Genomic DNA, 22482 nt, shown 5'->3' with positions numbered 1-22482 from the left:
ATCATCAGATGTCTAAATACACTATTTGAACCCATATATGTGAGATAATGCTATTTGTGTATTTTAATATTTCCAAAAATTGAGCAATATTATTTATTTCTGGAAGTTTTATAAAGGCAGCATCAGGTCATGATTTCAGATTACGAAGATCTTTCAGAATATATACTGAAAAACTACAGCGAGAAAGTGGTGGAGGTCGGAGTGGGTAGCAGACCCGAGGTCGCTCTTTTACTGAAAGATACGATCGAAGTTGTCGTAACAGACATAATCGACCGGGAATATGCTGGGGTCAGGTTTTTCAGGGATGATGTATTCGATCCCAGCATCGGGATTTATAAAAATGCGTCCCTTATTTATTCGATAAGACCGCCCATCGACTTTCAGGAAGCCATGGCCAAAATTGCGGAAGAAGTCGGAGCGGACCTGCTTATCAGACCATTCGGTAATGAAAAGGCTGATCTGAGCAGGTTCTTTAAAAATTATAAGCTAATAAATTATAAAAAAACTAGATTTTATTTGTATAAAGTCTAAGAATGATTCGAATTTTGAAGCAAGCATTTCAAAAATCCAATGTTATATCGGTTTTTTTATAACACATAGTAGTTATTTATATATACTAAAATTTAAATAGTATTATCGGTACTAAAGGCATAAAGATGAGTGATTATACAACTGGTATCAAAGAACTGGATATTGCAATAGGTGGTATAAAAAAGGGCTCGAATATCATGCTGATAGGCCCTCCCATGAGCGGAAAGGAAGTCATCCTGTATTACATAATGTATAACGGCGCCGCAAAGAATGAGAATGCAGTGATAACGGTCACCACCCGTGAATCTGCAACACATATTCTGGAATGGTTCAAGGAAAACAAACTTGCATTGCCGCTATCCAGGGTAGGGATCGTTGATTGCGTCACAAAAACGCTGGGTGGGGCAGCTATTGAGAATGAGAATATAAAAATAGCAAGCAGCCCGGTAGACTTGACAGGGATAGGGGTAAAGATCAGCCAGTTCTTCGAGGATTTCTTTATGAAAAAGAATATCCGGAAAACCCAGCTTCATATTAATTCGCTTTCTACAATATTGATGTATTCAAATATCCAAACCGTCTTCAGGTTCATCCATGTTTTTACCGGACGCATCAAAGCTGCAGGTGCTCTCGGAATCTATGTAATAGAGAGCGGTATGCATGATGAGCAGGCTATCGCGACATTGAAACAGCTGTTCGACGGCATGATAGAGATAAAATCAGAAAATGACAAAAATTTCATAAGAGCGGTTGGGCTTTCCCCGAAACCCACTCCATGGCTTGAATATGAGTTAGAAGGAGCTAATATAAAAATAGTTGGGAGAAAGTAGCATGGCGGAGACTGGTATCCCAAAGCTCGACGAATTTCTGGGAGGGGGTATACCAAAAGGAAAGAGTCTCGTTTATTATATCCAGCCAGGTGTAGAAGGCGAAGTTTTCGGGATGCAAACAGTTTACACCACACTAAAAACTGGTGGAACCTGCGCATTTGTTGTCTCAAGTACCATACCTGATATTATCAGGGGACAGTTCAAGGAGTTTGGCTGGGATTTCAATCCTTACAAAGATAATTTCTTTTTTGTGGATGCTTATAATCCACTGATTGGAGCACCTTCAAAGGAGAAATACGTTGTATCGAATCCTGACAACATTGAGAATTTCAATAATGTGATAATGGATGTAATAAAAGAATTGCCGCCAAGCACCATCGTGTTCGGATCTCTCTCTACCGTAATGGATTTATGCGGTGAGAAAGAAACCATCGAAGCTGTAAGGGGCTGGAATAAAATGGCAATGTTATATGATCATGTGATGGTCTATAATTTCACTGCATGGCCGTATTCCCAGGAAACCCTGGACCTCATTAGAACAGACCTGTTCGATGCGGTCATATCCATTGGCGGCATAGCGGAACGCGTCATTTTCGGGCAGTATTTCGGGATACTTAAATCGTCATGGGCAAAAGAAACGAAGAAATCCATGCTTTTCAGGGTATTGCGCCCTGGAGGAATAAAATTATTCATACCAAAAATCCTTGTTACAGGGCCATTTGATGCCGGAAAATCCTCGTTTGTGCATGCACTTTCAACCAGGGCTATTTCCGTTGACAGGCTGGGCACTACAATCGCCCTTGACCATGGCCATGTTGAATATAAGGGTTTCAGCGCCGATATCTTCGGCACACCGGGCCAGGAGAGGTTCGATCCTATCATAAAACTATTGAGCGGAGAATCCATGGGTATCTTTCTTGTCGTGGATTCCACGAATCCGACAGATTTTATCCGCGCAAAACAGATGCTTGAGATCACGAAATCCTATGGGTTGCCTTATGTAATCATAGCCAATAAACAGGATTTGGCAGGAGCTTTGACCCCTGAAGAGATAAGAAAGCAGTTCAATTTACCTACTGACGTGCCTATCGTCCCCGCAGTTGCAAAAGATAAAATCGGGGTATATGAAGCATTTGAAGTGTTAATAGACAAGATTACAGGAGGAATCTGATGCCCGATACCATTGACATGGTGGACAAAATACTTTCAGACCTGAAGAAAGTCGGGGGCGTGGAAGCCTGTGCCGCGGCAAGCCGTGACGGGTTACTTATTCGTGCGATCCTCCAAAAAGAGCAATTTGCAGAGTCCTTCGCTGCAATGTCGGCCACCATGCTCGGGGCAGCAGAGACAGCAACGACGGAGCTCGGGCAGGGCGTGCCCCACAGGGTTATTGTGGAATCGGAGCGCGGACGCCTTATCGCAGTAGGTGCCGGGCCCAAGGCTCTTCTAATGGCGATTGTAAATACAGACACAGGGCTGGGATTGATCCTTCTCGAGCTGGACAAGGCTGCGGAAAAGCTCAAAGAGATATTGAAATGAAAAGGCAGGAATCCAGGGCAGATGCTACTCTCATTGAACCCTCCCTTCAGGTGGGCAAGTCAGGTATCGAGAGCATGGCGGAAGAATTAAAAAAGCAATTAAAGCTAAAAAAGCTGATAAAAGTCAAATTCCTTAAATCCGCGATCGCTGAAGGGAATAAGCAGGATATGGCAGTGAAACTGGCGGACCTGACAAATTCAGACCTTATAGAAGTAAGGGGAAATACCGCGGTATTTCGCCGAAAAGGGTAAATACTATCCGATAAATAAGGCCACTGAAAGCCCCCCAAACAAGACCTCTGGATTTCAGGGGACTATAGGTTAAGGGGATTTTATACGGACTAATATCCTATTACGCATAAAGATAATTTTATGGAGGATCAACATTGACAACAGTATATGACGTGCCCGCAGAGATGCTAATAAAAAATGTGGCACAGAAACTAAAAAATGAACAGAAAACCAACCCCCCGGAGTGGGCCAGCTATGCCAAGACCGGCGCCCATAAGGAGCTTTCGCCTGATAGTCCTGACTGGTGGTTCGTCAGGTGCGCTTCGATATTGAGGCGGATCTATATCGATGGGCCCGTTGGCGTCTCACGCCTGCGGAGTTTCTACGGCGGAAGGCACAGGAATGGAGTTAAGCCTCATCATTTCTCGAAAGGGAGCGGATCCGTTGCGAGAGAGGCGCTCCAGCAGCTTGAGAAAGCAGGTTTCGTAAAAGCGCAGAAAACCGGCAGGACAGTCTCGCCGCAGGGTCAGTCGTTTTTAGATAATGCGGCAAATGATGTAAAAACAGAACTGATAAAATCCAATCCGGCTATCGCAAAATATTGAATATGGACGATGAACTCGATGAGCTAAGAAAGCGCAAGCTTGAGCAGCTGCAGCAGCAGCAGTATAATGCGCAGGCACAGGCATCGCAGCAGGAGGCGGCGCGTGCCGAGTATGAGGCAAAAAAGCAGTCTGTCATGCGCCAGATACTCACGCCAGAAGCACGGGAGCGTTTAAATACACTCAAAATGACAAAACCCGAACTTGTGGCAAGCGTTGAGGCGCAGTTGGTCACCCTTGCCCAGAGCGGAAGGCTTGCAACGAAGATAGACGATGCTAAACTCAAGGCGCTGCTTCTCCAGCTTCAGCCCAAGAAGAGGGAAATGCAGATCAAGAGGGTTTAAACAGGTCTAATCCCAGTATCGAATCCATGGTTTTAAAGGTCTCAAGGATCTTTTCCAAAGACCTTTTGTCAGGATTGATAGTTCCGATCTCTTCGGTAAACTCTTCCAATATTTTTAAAGCCTTACCCGTGTTCAGGTTATCATCCAGACTCTGCTCAAATTTCTTTCCAGCTCTCCTGGCTATTTTCTCGGCATCTTCTGTACCTTCGGCCGTCTTTAACCTTTCAATGATGCTCTGGATTCTTTCAAGTTTTTTCCCCGCCTCCTCAAGCCCCTGGAATGTAAAATTAAGCCTTCTCCTGTAATTCATAGATAAAAGATGATATTTTATTGCCATTGGTTTGTATCCTTTATCAAGAAGGTCACGTGTGGTAAAGAAATTCCCCGCAGATTTTGACATCTTCTTCCCGTCAACCATAAGGTGCCTGCAATGGAGCCAGTATCGCGATGGGTTTTCGCCGAAAGCGCCAAAATTCTGGGCTATCACGTTCTCATGATGCGGAAAAATATTGTCCACGCCTCCTATATGTAAATCAAACCGTGTCCCAAGATGCCTGGAACACATTGCTGAACACTCGATATGCCAGCCAGGACGCCCTTTACCCAGTTCGGTTTCCCAGAAAACATCTCCGTCCTCTTTTTCGTATGATTTCCATAGCGCGAAATCAGAGATTATTGCCGATTCCTCCCCCCATTCATCGCGCTTTATTTTCTTCTTCCCGGGTTTAAGCTTCAGATGTGAGAGTTTTCCCCAGCCCTTGAATTTGGATACATCGTAGTATATCGAGCCATCGGTTCCGCAATAAGCATAACCGTTTTCCATTAGTTTTTTGATAATTTTGATGATCTCCGGGACATGTTCCGTAGCTCTTGGGAAAACATCTGCAGGCAGGAGATTTAAGGTTTTCATGTCCTCAAAGAACACTTTAGAATAAAATTCCGTCAATTCCTTCAAGGATTTTCCCTCTTTCCTGGCAGTTGTCAATGCCTTGTCCTCGATATCGGTCAGGTTCATTACTCTCTTAACCCTGAAACCTTTGAACCTGAGGTACCTGACCAGCACGTCTTCAAATATGAAAGTCCTGAAATTCCCTATGTGTGCGTACTGGTACACCGATGGCCCGCATGTGTAAATCCCAACAATATCACCCAGGGGCTCAAATTTCTCTCTTCTGCGTGTGAAAGTGTTAAAAAGTTTCAACATTACATTCTCCTGAAGCTCAACACTCCCAGGACCATCATTATCGCTGCAAAAATCATCATTACTGCTACATCAAGATAGAATGGAAAATGATTGATACCAAGGATAATGCCGCGCACAGCATCCACTCCATACGTTAAAGGATTGATATATATCAGCGTGCTAAGCCATCTGGGTGTACTTTCCAACGTAAACAGGGCATTGCTAAAGAAGAACATGGGCCACATGACAAAGTTAATCACAAGCCCAAAACCTTCCGGGCTCTGCAGGTTTGCGCCTATCACTAAACCAATGCTTACCATTGCAATGGAGATTAAAAGGAGCATGAGAAACGCTTCAATGATTCTGATCGGCGTCAATGGGATACTTATTAGAAGACCGATTATCAGAAGAAATATCACCTGCACCATTGCATCTGTTGCTCCGCCCAACACCTTTCCCGCGAACACACTGGCTCTTGATACAGGCGCTACCAGCACTTCTTTTAGAAAATCAAGCTTCCGGTCCCAGATTATGTATATCCCGTAGAAGAGTGATGTGAACAATACCGCCATGACCACTATCCCGGGATAGATAAAAACCTGGTATGGTAATCCCTCGATAGATTTCAGGTTTGCCCCTATACCCGTTCCGAAACCGAATATCCAGAGAAGCGGTGAGACTGCCGAAGATATGAGCCGTTCCTTTTCCCTGACATAAATCTTAGCCTCACGAAGCCAGACTGCGTACATTCCCTCAAGTTCATTCATAAGCAGGCTCATTTCTTCATCACCCTTTCCCAGAAACCGCCTTCACCTTCAGATTCCCGTATCTCCCTTCCCGTATAATGCAGGAACACGTCGTTGAGCGTACCGCTTCTCACTTCCACGAAATCTATGGGGCCCGTGTGGCTGAGGAGGTCCTGCAGATGCTTGCTTGCATCTTTGATGGAAAGATACAGCAAACCATCTTTTTCCTGGACATTTTTTACATAATCGAGCTTTCTTACCGTTTCAATATCTGGATACTTCTGTTTCAGTTTAACTACATCTCCGACAATCCTATTTTTTAGTGTGTGCGGGGAATCAAGTGCAACAACTCTGCCGTAATCAATTATTGCGACCCTGTCGCATAACTGTTCAGCCTCTTCCATATAATGCGTGGTCAGCATGACGGTCATGCATTCCTTTTTCGCAAGGTCCTGGATATATTCCCAGATGTGTTCTCTTGTCTGCGGGTCAAGACCGAGCGTTGGCTCATCCAGGAAAAGTATTTTGGGGTGGTGCATTACCCCGCGCCCAAGTTCAAGTCTGCGCCTCATGCCGCCAGAGTAAGTGTTTACCAGGTCGTCCGCCCGCTTTTCCAGGTTCACAAGCGAGAGGACCTCATCGATGCGCTGCTTTCGTATATCACGGGGCACCCCAAAAAGGAGGTTGTGCATTGCAAGGTTCTCTCGTCCCGTGAGCAGGTCGTCAACGCTTGGCTGCTGGAAAACGATGCCTATAGATTTCCTGACCTTTGCCGATTCCCGAACGATGTCAAAACCATTCACCCATGCCTTGCCTGATGTGGGCTTCAAAATAGTGCAGAGCATTGAGATAAGCGTGGTCTTTCCTGCGCCATTCGGCCCGAGAAGCCCGAAGATCTCACCCTCTTCGATGTGAAGATCAAGAGAGTCTACGGCTGTTATTTTTCCGTATCTTTTGGTAAGATTCTCGGTTTTAATGACCATATTATAACTTACGAGTGTAAAAGATAAAAGTCTAATGCAATTTTCTCATCAAAACTTATAAGTTATTTTTGCACATTCAAGAAAGATGTGCTGTATCATTTGCCTTACGGTCAAACCGAATTATCTATTCTTATTCCTCCAGATTGCCAGGTTGAAGTCGTAAAACCAAGATACTTAGGGGCTGTCACCGACGAGCTGAAAGAGATAGACAGAGCATTGAAAAATCCAATCAACTGCAGGCGTTTGCGCGAGATTGCCATGCAGGGGAAGAAAGCAATAATTATCGTCAATGACACAACACGCCCCACTCCCACCTCAAGGCTTCTGCCTTTGCTGATTTCCGAATTAAGGGCCGGCAAGGTTGAGGATATTACCATTGTATTCGGGCTGGGGATCCACAGGAAACAAACGGAAGATGAGAAGAGGGCCATCGTGGGGGAATTGAACGGGAAAGTAAAATGCATTGAGCACGACACAAATGATTGTGTTTATGTTGGCACTACCACCAGGGGCACGCCAGTGGAGATTTTCAGACCTGTTGCAGAAGCTGATATCGTGGTTTGTACGGGCACAATAGAGTTCCATTACTATGCGGGCTATTCCGGTGGGGCAAAATCAATTCTGCCTGCGGTCTCATCAAAGAGAAGTATCAATGCGAACCATGCCCTGATGCTGGACCCGAAATCATCAGCAGGAAGGCTTGAAAGCCCTGTGAGGGAAGACCTTGAAGAGGCGGCGGGAATGGTTGGTATCGATTTCATCCTGAATGTAGTGCTGAACGAAAAGAAAGAAATAGTTTTTGCGGCGGCCGGTGATTACATCGATGCGCACAGGAGAGGCGCGGCTTTTCTCGATAAGGTTTCAAAAATTGAGGTCAAGCCTGCGGATATCATAATCGTTTCCCCGGGAGGATGGCCCAGGGATATAGATATATTCCAGTCGCATAAGGCGCTTGAGCATGCAAAGAATGCGATAAAAGAAGGAGGTTCCATCATCCTTGTTGCAGAGTGCAGGGAGGGGTACGGGAACCGTATTTTCGAAGATTGGCTGAACTTTGACAAAGACGAGGTGATAGAGAGGTTCAAAAAAGGATTCGTTATGGGTGGGCATAAGGCAGCGCTCATTGCGGCTTTAACGGAGAGGGTAGATCTCTATCTCGTGTCTTCGCTGCAGGATGATATGGTCAGAAAAGCGTATTTTATTCCTGCAACTTTAGAAGATGCACTGGGCACTGCGCTTCAAAAACAGGGTGAAACTGCCCGAATAATCATCATGCCTTACGGGGGCTCCACCCTGATTACCGGGAACGGACCGATAATTAAGAGCCTATGACAAACTATATATATCATAATAATCATAATGATAAAATAACGAGCGGGTAGGTACGACTTTTTTAACTAACCCCCACTCCCACTCCCCCACCCGCTCGTTGATATTCATACATTTTAATGGTTTACAATAATACTTTAATCCAATGCAGAACAATGATGCATCTGTGAAGATAGATGGGTCATACGGCGAAGGCGGGGGTCAGATATTGAGAACGGCAGTTGCGCTTTCGGCTGTCACGGGAAAGCCTGTCGAGATAGATAATATCCGCAAGAATAGGCCAAAACCGGGGCTCGCACCACAGCATGTGAAAGCTGTGAAGGGAGCTGCATCCATCTGCAACGCAGAGGTAAAAGGGTGCGATCTGCATTCCACTCACCTGAATTTTAGGCCCGGAAGAATTAAAGGCGGGATGTACGATATCGATATAGGTACAGCCGGCAGCATATCTCTTCTTCTTCAATGTCTCATGCCTGCCGCCTGCCACGCGCAGGGAACCATTAAGCTAAAGATAACAGGCGGGACAGATGTCTCATGGTCCCCGTCGATCGATTATCTCAGGTTCGTGACGCTATTTGCTTTATCCAGGATGGGATATGACTGCGAGCTGGAACTTGTTCGCAGAGGCTATTATCCGCGTGGTGGAGGATGTGTGGAAGCTGTGATCAATCCATCTGTCCTGGGAAAAATGAGTTTTGACAGAAATACATGTGAGATCGTGAAAGGAATATCCCATTCATCAGGTTTACCCGGACATGTAACTGAAAGACAGGCAGCATCTGCAGAAAAAATATTGCAGGCGGAAGGCTACAGAACTGAAATTTTACGCGAGGTAAATAACTATCCATCTATCGGAAGCGGTATAACCCTCTGGTGTGGAACGATCGGCGCAGGCGCCCTGGGAGAACGGGGCTTAAGAGCTGAGAAGGTGGGCAGCAGTGCAGCTTCTGCGATGATTTCGGAATTGAAAGCCGGTGCAGGCGTGGATATCTATCTAGCCGACCAGTTAGTCCCCTTTATTGCCCTGGCAGGAAACGGTTCTTTCACAACCCGGCTCATAACACCTCACACCCGGACCAATATATGGGTAACAGAAGAGTTCCTGGATTTAAAATTCAAGATAGAAGAACTGGAAACAGGATTATTCAAAGTGTCGGTTTAACCACGGCCAAAAACTATTTAGATTGTTCGTGGATATATGCTTGTTCGTTAAATAACGAACAAGATAGGTGGGTTCATTTTTCACATCTTAACACCAATCCCAAACACCGCTTCTACCCTCTTATCCTATTCTTCGTTGGCGAGACATAAAACCCATTCAGAAAGAGCTATGCAATGTTCCGGTATGCATTCAAGCGCGCATCCCGTACAGGGTTCGAACGCATCCCTCACAAGCAACAGCTTGAAATTCCTGGTTATTTCTTTTTTGGGCTCTAAGTAACTGATGCGGAACGTCCTTGTTCCCTTCGTTGATTCCTGCTCCCTTGCTATCTTTCCTTCTTTTTCAAGCTTGTCAAGAATCCGTGAGCATTTGCGGCGGTCTATATCGGCTTTCTTCCAGAGTTCATTCTGTAAAATCCCTTTTTTCCTGGACTTTATCAATTTCAGGACTTTTTCTTCTATTTCCATTCTACTCCCCGATAGGACATAGCAGGATTATATTATTTCCTCTTAATACCACCGAACCAAGAGAGCGGGACTTCGCTCCATCTGCGATCTCAAAAGTATCTACAAGATGCAGATTCAGATTATCATCAGCGCTCTCAAGTTTTCCCTCAAGAGTATGTTTATCGCCTTTCATTTCTACCTGTACACGTTTACCTATTAATGTTTGGACTTTCTTATTTGGGAACAAGATAATTACCTCCCTCCATTTTATTCCTTTAGTACTTCAATTTTTGCATAGATTTTAGATTTTTGATCACATCAGGAATGCCATCAGGATTGTCAAGCACTGTTATTCCCTCAAGTCCCTGCAATATTCTCACATTTTTCGAATCCACATCCCGGACTTTGAGCCGGGCCAGTCCTCCTCGAATGGCTCCGAAGCTGCAAAGCCTGACACAGAGCCCGCATCCGGTGCATTTTAAGAGCTGGATCTGGTCTGTGATCGCATGTTCAGGGCATTCTTCAGCGGGAGGGCAGAGTTCGCATCTCATGCATATCTCACGGTCAATAGAGTAGGGCATCTTCGACTCTATGGTTCCTGAAATATCCACAGGCACAATGAAAACAGGGACATTTCCCTTTACAGCCTGAGCAACTGCATTGGTCACGAGGGTATCCGCTATCCCGTAAGCGAGCTTTGCTGTGGTATTGGATGTGGCAGGAGAGACGATCAGGCAATCGTATCTTTTCAGCAGGAACCTTCCGGTTTTTGGGAAACTTGAACCCTGCTGGCTTTCATAAAATGCCTCCTCAAGGTAATCGCCGCAGGAGATACCGGAAAGCTCGTTCTTGAGGCCGTACATGGCAATCACTTCCTCACCTGCGCGTGATACAAAGGAATTGATCCTCAGGTCTTTATTTTTTTTTTTGAGATTCTTAAAAATATCGAAACTCTCCTTCAGGAAATGGCCTGCGCCGGTGATACCCCATGCGATTATCATATTAATACCTTATATCAGGACTGATACTTATAAAAAGTCTTTGGATTAGCCTTCATTTAGGATATGCTTTTCAATATTTAATGCCTATGATGTCATTGATAGATTCCTCAATCTGAAAATGACGTGAAAGAAAACATCCAATAAAATATATGAATGAAGTAACCGAGCCGGTGAATGAAAGTAATAATGGCAAAACCAATATTATTACTGATGCCCGCAGCATCATGGATAGCGCCGACGCCATCGTTATCGGGGCCGGGATGGGTGGTCTGTCAGCCGCAGCCTATCTTGCCCGCGCGGGACGCAGAGTGATCGTGCTGGAGCAAGACCATCATCTGGGGGGCACCGCTCATGTCTTCAGACGCAGTGGTTTCACCTTTCCGACCGGCCCTCATTCAGTCACGATGCCTTCATACATCTCAGATTCACTTAGCGAGCTGGGCGTGGAGCAGCCACCGGGCTTTATCCGGGACTGCTTTCAGGTCAGGAGGGGTGCTATGGACGTAGTGATCTCTGTACCCCTTGATCAGCTAGCGAAGCAGTTACTGGATTATTTCCCCAAAGAGCGTAAGGGAATCCTTTCGGTAATCAACATTCTGGAGGAGGTGATGGCTGCCCTCGAAATTCTTCAACCTTCGGATCTCATCGAAACCATGGTAGATCGCACCACAAACAGCGCTGCACGTTTGGTGCTTGAGCGCTGGGGTATCTCAGCTAAGAAGCTGCTTGACAGCCACCTTCAAGATGAGCGGCTCAAGGATCTCCTGGGCAGCCAGGGAACAAGTGAAACCGAGATGCCGGTAGTGCTTCTGGCCGAGATGTGGCGCTTCATGTCCAAAGTGGGGATATGGTATGTAAAAGGAGGGATAGATACCGTCTCACAACTGCTCGCAGGCCGGGTGCGCGCCTTCGGCGGAGAGATTCGTCTGGGTGAAAGGGTAAAACGCATATTGGTGCAGGATGGTGCCGCCGCCGGGGTAGAACTTGCTGGAGGAGAGTGGATAAGATCCCCTCTTGTCATTTCTGACGCTGACTATCGAAAAACCATCCTTGAGCTCCTCCCGCCTGGCAACATCCCGGCCCATGAGAAGGAGGAAGTATCCCGTATGCGGCTCACGTCCTCCGCTTTTACAGTCTTTCTTGGCGTGAAGAGAGAGCATGTGGATCTCTCCGCATTCCGCGGACATCACCTGATGGTAAAACTCAGGGAAGGGAAGGCCGTTCCCTGGGAACAGAAGCGGCCCCGTCCGGAGGACTTCCTTCAGGACGAGATCTGGCTTTCCCTGTGGTCGAGGCACGACCCAACGTTCGCCCCACAGGGATTTGAAGTCCTCATTATCAAGGTGGATGCGCCATTCGATCACTTTGCCCCTTTCTCAGGAGGCGGCCGTGGGCGCCATAATGAACGTTATTACTCGATGAAAGAGGAGATGGCAGACGCCCTTGTAGCCGCTGCTGCGAACGTAGTGCCCGGACTTCCCGGCGCTGTGGTGGTTCGGGAGGTGGCAACTCCCCTTACATACCGATACTGGGGACACCGCAGCGAAGGATCCGTGGCAGGTTGGTCCTGGCGATCCGTCGACCAGCCAAAACCCTGGGCTCGAAGCCTTGCGATCACTCCAGTACCGGGATTGCTCATGGTGGGGTTGCAGTCATTCAGCCATCTTTTCTACGGCGGGATGGGAACGTCGATATACAGTGGCAGGTATGCAGCAGACCTTGTGCTGTCAGGTGCTGCGAAAAGGAACCAGAGGGGGAGCTTGTGACTAGAAATTAGAAATGATTCTTCCTATTCGAATTTCTGATCATGTCGGGGCATATAATTATATAGCAAAATGTCTTATTATCCAGCAAGGGGTTAATGTTATGGTGAAAATCAATATTGGAGCGAACACTTTTGTGTATCCCAACCCGGTGACGTTATTAGGTGTTAATGTTGGACGAAAAGCTAACTTTATGGCACTTGGCTGGGTGTCCCGGGTCAATGCGAATCCTCCTTTTTTGGGAGTTGGGGTCAATAAAGTTCATCATACCTTAAAGGGCATGCTTGAAACAAAAACCTTCAGCGTCAACTTTCCATCTGCAGACATGGTTGAAGCTGTTGATTATTGTGGACTTGTCTCGGGGAAAAATGTCGATAAATCAAACGTCTTCGAACTCTTTTACGGAGAACTCAAAACAGCTCCCATGATCAAGGAATGTCCGCTGTGTCTTGAATGCAAGCTTATTGATAAAGTTGAATTACCGACCAATATTTTTTTTATCGGTGAAATTGTGGCTTCCTACACGGAAGAAAAATATCTCACCGACGGCAAGCTGGATATCAAGAAAATGAATCCACTGCTTTTAACCATGCCGGATAATAGTTTCTGGACTGTTGGGAACTATGTCGGGAAAGCCTGGAATATCGGCAATAAATTCAAAAGATAAAATAATGCCTGAACATATTTTGAGATTAAGAAAAATTGGAGGTAATATTCATGGTCAAAACCGTTAATGCTGTAAGAAGCGAGCCAAAGAAAATCCTGATGGTTGTGGCAAATCCATCGGTAGCCACCACCACTAAATTGCCGGTGGGTTTCTGGGCTTCTGAATTAACTCATCCGTATTACGAATTTATGGAAGTAGGCTATCAAGTTGAGATCGCAAGTCCAAAAGGTGGAAAAGTCGAACTGGATGCATTCAGCGACCCGCGCCATGAAAGCGGTTATTCTGCACATGACCTGATAAGCATGGGGTTCCTGAATACACCAGCACTTGCAGGATTGCTAGAAAACACAAAGAAAATTTCAGAGGTAAAACACCAGGATTATGATGCGATTGTAGTGTGCGGCGGACAAAGCCCGATGTTCACTTTTCCGAATGAAAAGAGCCTCCACAAGATTCTGGCAGAGTTTTACGAATCGGAAAAAATCACGGCTGCATTATGCCACGGGGTAAGCGCATTGCTCAAAGTGAAATTATCAGATGGCAGCAATTTGATAAAAGGAAAGACAATGACCGGGTTTTCGAACATTGAAGAGGATTTTGTCGATAACCTTATGAAACAGAAAGTGATGCCTTTCAGGATAGAGGATGAAGCCAGGAAAATTGGCGCGAACTTCGTGAGTGCTGGCCTCTGGAAAGAATTTGCGATCAGGGATGGAAGATTGATCACAGGGCAACAGCAGTACTCAGGAAAAGCAACTGCAAAATTGGTTATTGAAGCATTGGGATTGTGAGAAATTGACACGGATGGATTTGACGGATATCCACCGATATTTTATCATCCGTGGAATCCGTGTTCCTCGCAATATTTCTATTAACCGATGAAGTATTTAGATTTCACTTGCCGTTCAATCATTCACCCAGTGTGCGGTTAAAGAATGTCACCATCTCCCTGTAAGCATCCCTGGCTTCGAAACTCTGTGAAAGCTGTCCGTTCTCTATCATGAACCCGTGGGGCTGGCCCTGGTAGACCTTGAGCTCAAAATACTTGCCTGAAGCATTCAATGCCGTCGCGTAGCTGTATATGTCTGCTATCGGGCTTGCCATGTCGTGAGTTCCGTGGATCATCAGCATGGGCGCTTTCAACTGGTCAATATAATCTGCGGGTTTGGATTGGTTGGCAAATCCTCCTGAATATGGGAAGCCATACCAGGCAACTCCCGATTTGAACTCAGGCATCTGCGGCAGGAATAGCATGGTGTACCTTCCGCCGGCGCAGAATCCCGTGAGCCCCAGGCGATTTGTATCAACATCATTTCTCGTTCGCAGGTAAGCCACAGAGTCCTTTATCAGTCCTCCCAAAACTTCATCCGCCGGCGTCTTATTGAAAGTCTGCCATTCGGGAGAGATCACAACATAACCTTCACTTGCAAAATTATCGGTCAGGCTGCGGTAGCCGGGTTCAAGGCCATTGAAAGAGTGTATAAGCACCACAGCAGGTTTTTTGCCTTCTGCTGTGGGTGCTGCGAGGTAAGCAGGATAAGTCAGGTTTCCGCTTACGATATCCACAGTTGCGCTCTGTATCTGGCTCTCTGTTGAACCGCGGTCCGCCTTTTGTGTGCAACCTGAAATTACGAGGGCTGCCATCAGCAATCCCAGCATCAATATTTTCATACGAAACCTCCCACTTTATGCGATACGGAAATTTATCCTGGGTGAATATAAGCTTTATGTCCTGCAGAAATTTTCCGCCGTTTAACACCCTAATTTTAGGGCGGACATAATCCTGAATTCAGGATCATTTCGAGGACATGTGTTTGATAAAGGTACCGTTCCGGTATTCCTCAAACGCCATATCCAATTCCTCTTGCGTGTTCATGACAATGGGCCCGTACCAGGCTACTGGCTCGCCAAGTGGTTTGCCTGAGATCAGAAGGAAACGGAGACTTTTATTGTCAGTTGAGATCTTAACATTATCACCATCTTTGAAGATCACGAGATTCTCAATATCTGTCAATTTTCTTTTATCCGGGTCAAAATTGCCGCTGCCTTTAACCACATAAGCAAAAGCTCTGTATCCTTTCTTGATACGGTGTTCAAATTCTGTGTTGGGAGCCATTGTAATATCAAGATATTCCGGGTCAACCACGATATCCCGGACTGGTCCTTTTGTATTCCCTACTTCCCCGCTAATGACCCGGACCTTAACATTTTCATCTATCGAAACTTCAGGTATCTGTTCATTTTTTACTTCCCTGTATCTTGGTTCCATCATTTTATGCGTGGAGGGGAGATTCACCCACAGCTGGAATCCTCCCATACGTCCATTATCTCCCTTGGGCATTTCCTGATGGATTATTCCACTTCCCGCGGTCATCCACTGGACATCGCCCGGAAAGATCACGCCTTTATTTCCCATGCTGTCGCCGTGCTCCACCCTGCCTTCCAGCATGTAGGTCACAGTTTCAATACCCCTGTGAGGATGCCAGGGAAATCCCGCTATATAATCGGCGGGATTATCAGAATGAAAATCATCCAGAAGCAGGAAAGGATCCAGTAAAGGAACTTCGCTGTAACCGAATGCCCTTTTCAGATGAACTCCCGCGCCTTCAAGTGTTGGTTTGCTCTTTGATATCCTGTCTATCTTTCTGTACATTTTGTTGCCACTCCTTTTGATGTATATTTGGCGCACGACTTTATCTTTTTTTCTACACATGTGTGGCGTGAAGTGCGGGTGCATGAAGGTTTCTAATGTTTTTGTCATTCTGGCTTCCTATCGTCTCCGGGAGAATGAGAATAATTTCAGGCGTAGCTTTTTCTAAAACATTTCTAAATTTTCTTTGTCGTCTATTTTTATTATAGTTATTTTTCCAAATACATAAGGACAAACAGAAAACCAGATGGTCTTTTTCATTATTGTTAAAGAAGATCTCAAAACAAAAGCCAGAGATTTGATTTTGGCGTAGAGCCCATCAAATAAATCATGAATGTGACTTATTATGTCATATAATCAAAAAAATCCAAGGGCATTTGACACTATGTTTTCATCATGTGCATAACAATAGAAAAGTATATTAGAATCGTGACGTAACATATAATGTCCTATAATAGGATATATCGTAATAATTTGTGGATGGTATAAGGTGGATAAAATTGATTCTTTCATAGGAGAGTCAATCGACTTCAGTAATTATTTTATCACATATTGTTGCGATTATAAAAAATAGGAGAGATAGGAGTAGAAAAATGAAAAATTTAAGAAAAATAGCGTCAGCCTTACTGCTGTTTGCAGTATTAGCTGGAATAGGATATGCATTTACACCGCCACCCCCACCGCCGGTGCCTCAAACCATTGGTTTGCAAGATATAAGTATAGACTTCCTTGTGACCAATCAAACTGACCAGAGTGTGTGCAGACAATGCCATCAATCAACAGGAACAAACATCAGTGGCGGATACAATAACACACTTGGCGGAGTGGCAACAAGGCATCACACCCTGGTGGTTCAAGGTATATTAAATGCCTGCACTAATAATGTATACGGTTGTCCGTCTTGTCATGCAGTCAATCCAGCCATGCAAGGAGGAGTATTGCTTGACAGAAGCTGTGTAGATTGCCATAATGGGACAGCTTTCTGGGGCAATGGCATCGGTGCACAAGTATGTAATTTTCCCAGACCTCATCATGTCAATACATCATATGCCAGTTCGAATATTGGAAATCCTGCTGCAAACAGGACGTGCAAATTCTGTCATGGCAGTTTCGTGGACGACTACAACGATGGTCATTATAAAGGATCGTATGCTGCGGACTTCATGATAACCCCATACGCTTCCTTTAGGGTGACCAACGTCTCCCAACCGGACGGACTTGGTAACCAGGGTGGCAATATTCTTAGTATCAGTGATAAACATACAGTTGGCGTTTCACCCACAGGTGGCTATAAGACATGGGGCGGTTGTTACTCATGCCATCTGTCCAATTATAGTGCAATACCACAACAAATTGGCAGCAATTACGACAACCATCACTTAAGTATACTTGGAAGCGGAAGTATTGGCGGCACAGGTTATCAAACAAACGCGACTCCGTTTAATCTCAGCTATGCCCCGGGTGGCAGAGCCTGCTTTGTGTGCCATGTGATCGACCCGTCTGGCAGTGGCGGTCCATTAGAGTTAACCTTAACTAATACTTTCGTTACTCCGAACCAGATACTTGTTAATGCGATGGAACTCAGGGATTCAACCATCGAATCAGCAGACGCATTGATAAATTCGTATGAAACAGGGACGACTAATATCACCGTTAATGGTACAGGTTGCGAAAAATGCCACGGTGTAATGTCGCTACACAATATCCAGGGCTCTGGAGGATACACTTACAACGGTCCGCAAGGACTTGGGCATATAAACAATAACACAGATTGCTCTGGTTGCCACAGTTCATGGCTGCCAGCAGATTCATGGACGTCTGGAGCCATTATTCCAACTGTGGACACTGTAAGCCCGTCGGTAATAGCCGTAGGAACTGCCACAACTCTTACTATCACAGGTTCGAACTTCGTGAATGATGCCTATACATCTGTAGTAACCGTAGATGGAGTGACATATACACTCACATCTATAACAGATATGAAGATAGTAGTTAACATACCGGCACTCAGTGCAGGAGTCCATAAACTGCAACTTGTGAAAGGCGGAAATACGCTTAGCAAACTGTCGACATTGACTATTGTATCAAATCCAAAGATAACTTCTGCGAAACTCAGCAAAGGAGTAATAACCATAACCGGTACGAACTTTGGAACTAAGCCTGCAACAAATGCGCAGTATTACGTAAGCGTCAAACACGCAGGAAACCAGATCGTCTCAACGAGTATCAACAGCTGGAGTAATACCCAGATAAAGGCAAAGAATTCGGCTGCTGCAATAGGCGATATTGTGACAGTGATTACTGCGAACTCAGGAGAGGCACAGGCAGTAATAACCAAGTAGAAAATAGATATATAAAATAGAATGGAAGAAGGGATTTCTTCTTTCAATTTTTTTTTAATTTAATATACAGAGATTGTCGGAAAAGTACATAACTTTTACTAAATTCACTTAATGTCATCCCAGTAATAATTTCTCTACTACCGCCCCTGCTCTTTGAGATTCAAATTAGGATTTACAAAACGACACTATTTTTGCATCAAAATATTATCTAAGATGTCGCTTTCGCTCGTTCATCATTTGACATCTTAGCCAATCTCTCAACTTCTTTGATATCCAGTTTAAGCCCCTTCGCCACCCGACGACCATAGTCCGGGTCTGCCTTGAAAAATAGTGCTGTCTGGCGCAGTTGTATACGCTTTTGCGCTCCACCAAGATGACTGATAATATTACCTGCCAGGTTTTCACGATCTTGTTCGGTCATCGCATCACGATACAGATTGCCGGGCTGAACAAAATCATCGTTGGGATGCATATATGGGTAACGATCTGCACATCCTGAGATTTCGATAGGAGGTTCTTTTGCAGAAATATCAGGCTCCGGCCCGTTGAAACTGTTCGGCCAGTAATTCGGGCTGCCACCACTGTTTGAATCGGTACGCATGAATCCATCACGCTGATAGCTGTTCTCAGGTGCATTTTTCGGCGCATTTACTGGCAAAAGGTGGTAGTTCGGTCCCAGTCTATGGATATGGGTATCATGATACGAGAAAAGACGGCCCTGGAGCATCTTATCTGGCGAAGCGGCAATACCTGGCACAAGGTTTCCCGGGGAAAATGCAGCCTGCTCAACTTCAGCAAAGTAATTTTCAGGATTACGGTTCAAAACCATCTTGCCTACTTCGATGGGTGGAAAGTCGGCATGGGGCCAGACTTTAGTAACGTCAAGGATATCAAAACGGTAATCTTCTGCCTGCTCAGGCGTCATTATCTGCATCTGGACAGTCCATGATGGGTAATCTCCCCTTTTTATAGCCTCATAGAGATCCCTTGTAGCATGGTCAGGGTCCTTTGCGCGCATGATCTCTGCGACCTCCCGTGTAAGATTTTTAATTCCCTGATCGGTCTTGAAATGATATTTCACCCAGAAATATTCATCCTTCTCGTTATACCACTTGAATGTGTGACTGCCGTAGCCATTCATGTTCCGATGCGTGGCTGGAATGCCGCGATCGGAAAAGACAATTGTTACCTGGTGAATTGATTCAGGCGTCAGGGAAAGGAAATCCCAGAACATATCCGGATCCTTACAGTTGGTGGCCGGGTTACGCTTCTGCGTGTGTATGAAGTCCGGGAATTTTAAAGGGTCGCGTATGAAAAAAACCGGGGTATTATTTCCGACGAGATCATAGTTGCCTTCCTCGGTATAAAACTTCACCGCAAATCCCCGCGGATCACGCTCGGCATCTGCTGATCCCTTTTCTCCGCCCACAGTTGAAAACCTGACAAATACCTCGGTTCGCTTGCCAACTTCAGAAAGGAACTTTGCCTTTGTGTACCTGGTAACATCTGCAGTGACCTCAAAGTATCCTCCTGCACCTGCCCCCTTTGCATGTACCACACGTTCCGGGATACGTTCACGATCAAAGTGAGCTAACTTCTCTAACAGGTGAACATCCTGCATCAGGACAGGCCCCCGTTCTCCGGCAGTAAGGCTATTCTGATCGTCAGCGACAGGTATCCCAAAGGCCGTAGTTAATTTCTTCTCCTGATTCCTGTTACTCATTAAAATTCCCTCAATCCATCTTTTCCATCATTTCCAGTGATTCATCAAGAGGTAACGCTGGATTTATATGAACAACGCCCAATTCTCTGAACGGGTAGGTTATCTTCAGGATGGCTTCCTCATTCGGGGCATTAAATATTGCCATGGAGACATGCCTTCCGATCAGGAGATATCGGCCTATCAACTTCACTTCTTTTGGATATTTGAATTCTCTCCAGAGTCCAAGAAGTTTTGATGTGTTTTCAGGATCCCACTGGAACCACAGTACGAATAACATATATTCACCTCCTTATGCTTTCTTTATTTTATTTGCGAGATCTTTCCCAAGCCGTTTGCATTCTTCGAGGTCTTTTTCAGCAGGTGCATACTGGACGCGCAGCACAGGATCGATCACTTTCATGCCGATTTCACGCATCTTTTCCGCGATCATTCCCGGGGCCTCACCGCTCCAACCATAGGAGCCGAATGCTGCCCCGATCTTCCCTTTGGCATTGAGTTTACCGAGGCTTTCAATAAATTTTTCCATGGGGGGCAGTATCTTGTAGTGGAATGTTGAAGACCCCAGGGCGATTGCATCTGCGGCTTTCAATTCTTCGATGTTTGCCTCATGGAAATTCATGGCAACGGCGTCAACGTTTCTTGACTGAGCTCCTTCTGCAATAGCATCTGCCATTGCTTTTGTATTTCCTGATGTACTGAGATAGACCACAACTATTTTCGGCATATTCTTCTCCCTTTTTAAGATAGGAATGGTATATTCGCTAACCCCATCTCATGAATATGTTAAATGTAATTTCAGATAAAGGTTTCGCTTATGCCCCGGGATGATAAGCAAATATTCAGTTCTGGCTTACTGGGCGCTGAGATGACATTGATTTTGTTGTAGTTATCATACGCACATATTTAAAAGATATCACATAAAAAATTAGGAATTGCCAGGACATGCTTTCAAAAGCAGGTGCGGCGCTTATTAAAAATGCAAAGCGGAGTTTACGAGAAACCCCCTGATTTAATATAACCTTTGAATGTCGTAAATCATATATAAGTCATATGTAAAATTTGGTGTTAATGGAAATATTTCAAATAGACGAAAATTTGTATCAGAGTTCCATGATAGACGATGCGGAAAGGGTTAAGATGTTTGATGTTTGCATCGATCTGGCGGGTGGCATAGACCCGGATGCAGCCGATTTTAAAATTTATCTGAAATGGACGATAGAAGACGCAGGATTGCCGGATCAAGACATTTTAAAGAGAGTTGCATCTTTCGGATACGATCTGGCTTATAAAAAGAAGATGAAAGTTCTGGTTCATTGCGAACAAGGAATTAATCGGGCAAGTTTGCTTAACGGTGTAATTTTATGGATGAGAGGAATGAGAGGTCAGGAGATCGTTGATTATATCCGGAGTAAAAGACCAGGTGCTTTATTTAATCAAAATTTTGCAGGTTATCTTGTAAATTTAAAATGAGGAGCACTGAAACAGCCATTCCGATAATGACATCAGCCGTATTCATTATTTATGCAAGTAATTGCAGTTTTCATGGACGAAAGTGTCCAGATTTGTCTTTGAGAAGTCTCGTGCCATGTTATGCGCGGTCTTAGAGGAAAAAGCAAGGGCCCGACGGGAAGCGGGATTCTTTATTATCCAATCTGATAATGTCAGGTTATTAAATTTAGTAAGATGCCGAACAATCAGTTACTTTACATATGATTGAGACCATATAGACAATTATCATGAGGTATAATTGAATAGAAATTTAAATAGTAATCAGCAGCCTGAGGAATTTTCCAGAGTTCGCATTCCGCAAAAAAGTGCTCACGAAATCCTGGGGACTGTTGAAGGTCTTTTGGGGGCAAATAAACTGCGTGTAAGGTGTATGGATGGCGTAGTAAGGCTCACCCGCATTCCGGGTAAAATGAAAAAAAGGATATGGATCCGTGAGGGGGACGTAATTATTATCGTTCCATGGTCTTTTCAGAATGAAAAGGCTGATCTTATCTGGAAATACAGCCCTCCTCAGGCTAACTGGCTTGATCGCAAGGGATTTTTGAAAAGCTAATTTTCGTTCTTCCTAAGGCTGCATCACCAGTTGCAATGTCCTCAAGAAATCCATAAGGCATTTAATCTCTGCTCCTTATTCCGAAATTAGCCTGCAGTCCTAGGCTTTTTGAGTCTTAAGCTTTGCCATATCCAATTGCGTTACATGAATTATCAGTTCCGTACCAAAATTATAAATCCCATTAATGTTATACATATTACATGGAGAGTAAACCGGGTGATCATTATCTAAACCTCCGTGGTAATCTCGTAAGTTTAGAATGATATAGAAATGCCAAATGCAGGTAAAACTGCTTGCGGAATAACTATGGATTGGTTCCCGCCCGGGCTTGAATCCCTTTTAAGCATCC

The 22482-nt window shown here is 45.0% G+C and carries 26 protein-coding genes; 15 read left to right on the top strand and 11 right to left on the bottom strand.

Annotated elements, in window-relative coordinates; translation table 11 throughout:
- Window positions 1-129 precede the first annotated feature (129 nt).
- From O8C65_11950 to O8C65_11920, 7 genes are all read left to right on the top strand, one after another.
- Entirely contained in the window at window positions 130-531 is a 402-nt protein-coding gene (locus tag O8C65_11950) for a UPF0146 family protein (GenBank protein ID MCZ7357637.1), read from the top strand.
- A gap of 125 nt (window positions 532-656) precedes the next feature.
- Complete coding sequence (locus tag O8C65_11945) at window positions 657-1361, top strand: recombinase RecA (GenBank protein MCZ7357636.1); 705 nt, start codon at window positions 657-659, stop codon at window positions 1359-1361.
- A gap of 1 nt (window position 1362) precedes the next feature.
- Window positions 1363-2532 (top strand): GTP-binding protein, encoded by a 1170-nt coding sequence (locus tag O8C65_11940; protein MCZ7357635.1) that lies wholly within the window; start codon window positions 1363-1365, stop codon window positions 2530-2532.
- The gene (locus O8C65_11935; GenBank protein MCZ7357634.1) at window positions 2532-2900 is read left to right on the top strand and encodes a roadblock/LC7 domain-containing protein; all 369 of its coding nucleotides are present in this window, start codon (window positions 2532-2534) and stop codon (window positions 2898-2900) included. Before O8C65_11940 ends, O8C65_11935 begins: the two co-directional genes overlap by 1 nt.
- Complete coding sequence (locus O8C65_11930; GenBank protein MCZ7357633.1) at window positions 2897-3151, top strand: YhbY family RNA-binding protein; 255 nt, start codon at window positions 2897-2899, stop codon at window positions 3149-3151. Before O8C65_11935 ends, O8C65_11930 begins: the two co-directional genes overlap by 4 nt.
- A 134-nt stretch (window positions 3152-3285) precedes the next feature.
- A complete protein-coding gene (locus tag O8C65_11925) occupies window positions 3286-3735 on the top strand; it encodes a 30S ribosomal protein S19e (GenBank protein MCZ7357632.1) in 450 nt (149 codons plus the stop codon).
- Window positions 3736-3737: 2 nt separating this feature from the next.
- Window positions 3738-4076 carry a DNA-binding protein gene (locus O8C65_11920; GenBank protein ID MCZ7357631.1) on the top strand — a complete coding sequence of 113 codons (339 nt, stop codon included), beginning with the start codon at window positions 3738-3740 and terminating at the stop codon, window positions 4074-4076.
- On the opposite strand, the gene cysS is transcribed toward O8C65_11920, so the two are convergent.
- Genes cysS through O8C65_11905 form a run of 3 tightly spaced genes read right to left on the bottom strand, consistent with a single transcriptional unit; the run spans window position 4063 to window position 6988 of the window.
- The gene (gene cysS, locus O8C65_11915) at window positions 4063-5280 is read right to left on the bottom strand and encodes a cysteine--tRNA ligase (protein ID MCZ7357630.1); all 1218 of its coding nucleotides are present in this window, start codon (window positions 5278-5280) and stop codon (window positions 4063-4065) included. The two genes, O8C65_11920 and cysS, sit on opposite strands and share 14 nt — an antisense overlap.
- Window positions 5280-6038: an ABC transporter permease gene (locus O8C65_11910; GenBank protein MCZ7357629.1), complete on the bottom strand. Its 759-nt coding sequence runs from the start codon at window positions 6036-6038 to the stop codon at window positions 5280-5282. Before O8C65_11910 ends, cysS begins: the two co-directional genes overlap by 1 nt.
- On the bottom strand, window positions 6035-6988 hold the full coding sequence (locus O8C65_11905; GenBank protein ID MCZ7357628.1) for an ATP-binding cassette domain-containing protein: 954 nt from the start codon (window positions 6986-6988) through the stop codon (window positions 6035-6037). Before O8C65_11905 ends, O8C65_11910 begins: the two co-directional genes overlap by 4 nt.
- 87 nt (window positions 6989-7075) lie before the next feature.
- Here O8C65_11905 and larA point away from each other — a divergent pair, with 87 nt between their 5' ends.
- Together larA and rtcA are read left to right on the top strand one after the other, a co-directional pair.
- Window positions 7076-8320, top strand: a complete 1245-nt coding sequence (larA, locus tag O8C65_11900) for a nickel-dependent lactate racemase (GenBank protein ID MCZ7357627.1) — start codon at window positions 7076-7078, stop codon at window positions 8318-8320.
- Window positions 8321-8462: 142 nt separating this feature from the next.
- Entirely contained in the window at window positions 8463-9479 is a 1017-nt protein-coding gene (gene rtcA, locus O8C65_11895; protein MCZ7357626.1) for an RNA 3'-terminal phosphate cyclase, read from the top strand.
- Window positions 9480-9604: 125 nt separating this feature from the next.
- On the opposite strand, the gene O8C65_11890 is transcribed toward rtcA, so the two are convergent.
- Genes O8C65_11890 through O8C65_11880 form a run of 3 tightly spaced genes read right to left on the bottom strand, consistent with a single transcriptional unit; the run spans window position 9605 to window position 10926 of the window.
- Window positions 9605-9946 carry an Lrp/AsnC family transcriptional regulator gene (locus O8C65_11890; protein ID MCZ7357625.1) on the bottom strand — a complete coding sequence of 114 codons (342 nt, stop codon included), beginning with the start codon at window positions 9944-9946 and terminating at the stop codon, window positions 9605-9607.
- 1 nt (window position 9947) lies between these two features.
- Window positions 9948-10172 (bottom strand): LSM domain-containing protein, encoded by a 225-nt coding sequence (locus tag O8C65_11885; GenBank protein MCZ7357624.1) that lies wholly within the window; start codon window positions 10170-10172, stop codon window positions 9948-9950.
- 28 nt (window positions 10173-10200) lie between these two features.
- Window positions 10201-10926, bottom strand: a complete 726-nt coding sequence (locus O8C65_11880) for a dihydromethanopterin reductase (acceptor) (protein MCZ7357623.1) — start codon at window positions 10924-10926, stop codon at window positions 10201-10203.
- A 149-nt stretch (window positions 10927-11075) separates the two neighbouring features.
- On the opposite strand from O8C65_11880, the gene O8C65_11875 reads away from it, so the two are divergent.
- The 3 genes from O8C65_11875 to O8C65_11865 all read left to right on the top strand — a co-directional run bounded on the left by O8C65_11875 (window position 11076) and on the right by O8C65_11865 (window position 14147).
- Complete coding sequence (locus O8C65_11875) at window positions 11076-12692, top strand: NAD(P)/FAD-dependent oxidoreductase (GenBank protein MCZ7357622.1); 1617 nt, start codon at window positions 11076-11078, stop codon at window positions 12690-12692.
- A 100-nt stretch (window positions 12693-12792) separates the two neighbouring features.
- Complete coding sequence (locus tag O8C65_11870) at window positions 12793-13356, top strand: flavin reductase family protein (GenBank protein MCZ7357621.1); 564 nt, start codon at window positions 12793-12795, stop codon at window positions 13354-13356.
- A gap of 50 nt (window positions 13357-13406) precedes the next feature.
- The gene (locus tag O8C65_11865; protein MCZ7357620.1) at window positions 13407-14147 is read left to right on the top strand and encodes a type 1 glutamine amidotransferase domain-containing protein; all 741 of its coding nucleotides are present in this window, start codon (window positions 13407-13409) and stop codon (window positions 14145-14147) included.
- A 118-nt stretch (window positions 14148-14265) separates the two neighbouring features.
- Here O8C65_11865 and O8C65_11860 read toward each other — a convergent pair whose 3' ends face one another.
- Both O8C65_11860 and O8C65_11855 read right to left on the bottom strand, forming a co-directional pair.
- The gene (locus O8C65_11860; protein MCZ7357619.1) at window positions 14266-15027 is read right to left on the bottom strand and encodes a dienelactone hydrolase family protein; all 762 of its coding nucleotides are present in this window, start codon (window positions 15025-15027) and stop codon (window positions 14266-14268) included.
- Between the two features lie 124 nt (window positions 15028-15151).
- On the bottom strand, window positions 15152-16009 hold the full coding sequence (locus O8C65_11855) for a pirin family protein (protein MCZ7357618.1): 858 nt from the start codon (window positions 16007-16009) through the stop codon (window positions 15152-15154).
- A 590-nt stretch (window positions 16010-16599) separates the two neighbouring features.
- Between O8C65_11855 and O8C65_11850 the strand changes: the two genes are divergently transcribed.
- Window positions 16600-18348, top strand: coding sequence for an IPT/TIG domain-containing protein (locus O8C65_11850; GenBank protein ID MCZ7357617.1), 1749 nt, complete (start codon window positions 16600-16602; stop codon window positions 18346-18348).
- Between the two features lie 208 nt (window positions 18349-18556).
- On the opposite strand, the gene O8C65_11845 is transcribed toward O8C65_11850, so the two are convergent.
- From O8C65_11845 to O8C65_11835, 3 genes are read right to left on the bottom strand one after another with little or no spacing between them, the layout of a single operon-like run.
- Entirely contained in the window at window positions 18557-20071 is a 1515-nt protein-coding gene (locus O8C65_11845; protein MCZ7357616.1) for a catalase, read from the bottom strand.
- 10 nt (window positions 20072-20081) lie between these two features.
- Entirely contained in the window at window positions 20082-20348 is a 267-nt protein-coding gene (locus O8C65_11840; GenBank protein ID MCZ7357615.1) for a hypothetical protein, read from the bottom strand.
- A gap of 12 nt (window positions 20349-20360) precedes the next feature.
- Complete coding sequence (locus O8C65_11835) at window positions 20361-20795, bottom strand: flavodoxin domain-containing protein (protein MCZ7357614.1); 435 nt, start codon at window positions 20793-20795, stop codon at window positions 20361-20363.
- A gap of 386 nt (window positions 20796-21181) precedes the next feature.
- Between O8C65_11835 and O8C65_11830 the strand changes: the two genes are divergently transcribed.
- Together O8C65_11830 and eif1A are read left to right on the top strand one after the other, a co-directional pair.
- Window positions 21182-21541: a hypothetical protein gene (locus tag O8C65_11830; GenBank protein MCZ7357613.1), complete on the top strand. Its 360-nt coding sequence runs from the start codon at window positions 21182-21184 to the stop codon at window positions 21539-21541.
- A 277-nt stretch (window positions 21542-21818) separates the two neighbouring features.
- Window positions 21819-22133, top strand: a complete 315-nt coding sequence (gene eif1A / locus O8C65_11825; protein MCZ7357612.1) for a translation initiation factor eIF-1A — start codon at window positions 21819-21821, stop codon at window positions 22131-22133.
- The last annotated feature ends 349 nt before the right edge of the window (window positions 22134-22482 follow it).

The organism is Candidatus Methanoperedens sp. (genome assembly GCA_027460535.1).
In the GTDB taxonomy this organism is placed as follows: Archaea; Halobacteriota; Methanosarcinia; order Methanosarcinales; family Methanoperedenaceae; genus Methanoperedens.
This window is presented reverse-complemented; position numbering and strand designations above follow the sequence as displayed.

What these genes read in the sequence shown, in the direction of transcription:
- O8C65_11850 (MCZ7357617.1), top strand. Translation starts at nt 16,600, where the DNA reads ATGAAAAATTTAAGAAAAATAGCGTCAGCCTTACTGCTGTTTGCAGTA.
- O8C65_11920 (MCZ7357631.1), top strand. Translation starts at nt 3,738, where the DNA reads ATGGACGATGAACTCGATGAGCTAAGAAAGCGCAAGCTTGAGCAGCTG.
- O8C65_11855 (MCZ7357618.1), bottom strand. Translation starts at nt 16,009, where the DNA reads ATGTACAGAAAGATAGACAGGATATCAAAGAGCAAACCAACACTTGAA.
- O8C65_11890 (MCZ7357625.1), bottom strand. Translation starts at nt 9,946, where the DNA reads ATGGAAATAGAAGAAAAAGTCCTGAAATTGATAAAGTCCAGGAAAAAA.
- O8C65_11940 (MCZ7357635.1), top strand. Translation starts at nt 1,363, where the DNA reads ATGGCGGAGACTGGTATCCCAAAGCTCGACGAATTTCTGGGAGGGGGT.
- O8C65_11835 (MCZ7357614.1), bottom strand. Translation starts at nt 20,795, where the DNA reads ATGCCGAAAATAGTTGTGGTCTATCTCAGTACATCAGGAAATACAAAA.
- O8C65_11935 (MCZ7357634.1), top strand. Translation starts at nt 2,532, where the DNA reads ATGCCCGATACCATTGACATGGTGGACAAAATACTTTCAGACCTGAAG.
- O8C65_11840 (MCZ7357615.1), bottom strand. Translation starts at nt 20,348, where the DNA reads ATGTTATTCGTACTGTGGTTCCAGTGGGATCCTGAAAACACATCAAAA.
- O8C65_11910 (MCZ7357629.1), bottom strand. Translation starts at nt 6,038, where the DNA reads ATGAGCCTGCTTATGAATGAACTTGAGGGAATGTACGCAGTCTGGCTT.
- cysS (MCZ7357630.1), bottom strand. Translation starts at nt 5,280, where the DNA reads ATGTTGAAACTTTTTAACACTTTCACACGCAGAAGAGAGAAATTTGAG.
- O8C65_11875 (MCZ7357622.1), top strand. Translation starts at nt 11,076, where the DNA reads ATGAATGAAGTAACCGAGCCGGTGAATGAAAGTAATAATGGCAAAACC.
- O8C65_11905 (MCZ7357628.1), bottom strand. Translation starts at nt 6,988, where the DNA reads ATGGTCATTAAAACCGAGAATCTTACCAAAAGATACGGAAAAATAACA.
- O8C65_11950 (MCZ7357637.1), top strand. Translation starts at nt 130, where the DNA reads ATGATTTCAGATTACGAAGATCTTTCAGAATATATACTGAAAAACTAC.
- O8C65_11830 (MCZ7357613.1), top strand. Translation starts at nt 21,182, where the DNA reads ATGATAGACGATGCGGAAAGGGTTAAGATGTTTGATGTTTGCATCGAT.
- O8C65_11870 (MCZ7357621.1), top strand. Translation starts at nt 12,793, where the DNA reads ATGGTGAAAATCAATATTGGAGCGAACACTTTTGTGTATCCCAACCCG.
- O8C65_11945 (MCZ7357636.1), top strand. Translation starts at nt 657, where the DNA reads ATGAGTGATTATACAACTGGTATCAAAGAACTGGATATTGCAATAGGT.
- O8C65_11860 (MCZ7357619.1), bottom strand. Translation starts at nt 15,027, where the DNA reads ATGAAAATATTGATGCTGGGATTGCTGATGGCAGCCCTCGTAATTTCA.
- O8C65_11880 (MCZ7357623.1), bottom strand. Translation starts at nt 10,926, where the DNA reads ATGATAATCGCATGGGGTATCACCGGCGCAGGCCATTTCCTGAAGGAG.
- rtcA (MCZ7357626.1), top strand. Translation starts at nt 8,463, where the DNA reads ATGCAGAACAATGATGCATCTGTGAAGATAGATGGGTCATACGGCGAA.
- O8C65_11930 (MCZ7357633.1), top strand. Translation starts at nt 2,897, where the DNA reads ATGAAAAGGCAGGAATCCAGGGCAGATGCTACTCTCATTGAACCCTCC.
- O8C65_11845 (MCZ7357616.1), bottom strand. Translation starts at nt 20,071, where the DNA reads ATGAGTAACAGGAATCAGGAGAAGAAATTAACTACGGCCTTTGGGATA.
- O8C65_11865 (MCZ7357620.1), top strand. Translation starts at nt 13,407, where the DNA reads ATGGTCAAAACCGTTAATGCTGTAAGAAGCGAGCCAAAGAAAATCCTG.